This window comes from Arcicella sp. GW458-12-2-14-TSB2 (assembly GCF_059423785.1).
Window position 1 is genome coordinate 1 of record NZ_JBWKYN010000371.1, and the last position, 867, is coordinate 867.

General features: G+C 32.2%; 1 protein-coding gene. It reads right to left on the bottom strand.

The genetic code is table 11. The features are described from left to right. Nucleotides 1-67: 67 nt before the first annotated feature. Nucleotides 68-718 carry a SanA/YdcF family protein gene (locus AC07XN_RS24515; protein ID WP_309916078.1) on the bottom strand — a complete coding sequence of 217 codons (651 nt, stop codon included), beginning with the start codon at nt 716-718 and terminating at the stop codon, nt 68-70. Between the last annotated feature and the right edge of the window lie 149 nt (nt 719-867).

Here is an 867-nt window from a genome sequence, read left to right on the forward strand (position 1 = left end):
CTATTAGGGGGTGACTTAAGTCACCCCCTAATAGAAAGAAAGGATTTTGAAAATTATATTATCAATACTATTCCCCTGCTGATTCTTGATATTTAGCTCTTTCAAAAATATATACGTCAAGAATAGCTTTTGGGCGAGCTAAGTACTCTCTTAGATAAGTTTTATAGCCAGACTGTACATCTTGTGCCGCAAAGGCTACAGCATCAACTCCTAGGTGATTAGCTAAAAATAATGCTCTAGCATTATGGGTAGGCTGAGATATAATCGTGAATTTACGTTGACTAAATACTTCTTTGCAACGAATGATAGAATCGTAAGTACGAAAGCCTGCATAATCAAGTATTAACACATTTTCTGGAACACCTAAACGCATCAAAGACTTTTTCATGTCGTTTGGTTCGTTATAGAAAATAGAATCGTGATTACCACTTAAAATCAAAAACTTCACTTTCCCTTCTTTATACAAACGGGCTGCAGCTTCCATTCTATATTTATAGAATAAATTTGCTTTGCCACCTTGTACGGCTTTACTGGTTCCTAAAACCAATCCTATATCATTTGAGGGAAGTTTGTCGAGACTGTAAAAATTTCTATCTTCAGTGGAATAGACAATCCAAATGTTACACACTAAAATACCAATCAACGCAAAGAAAATCAATGCGATGATTCCTTTAAAGAACCATTTTACTGATGTAGTGAAATCGAATGGCTCTGTCAATGATATTTCATAGGTATTTTTCAGTAGTAATAATCATTTATAGTGGAAGTTACTGATTATAAATATATTAACTAATTTGTAGATTTAAAAATAAGTAGTTCCTTAAAATCACATTAAAAAAAACAAAATATCCAAAAACTATTTTTAAT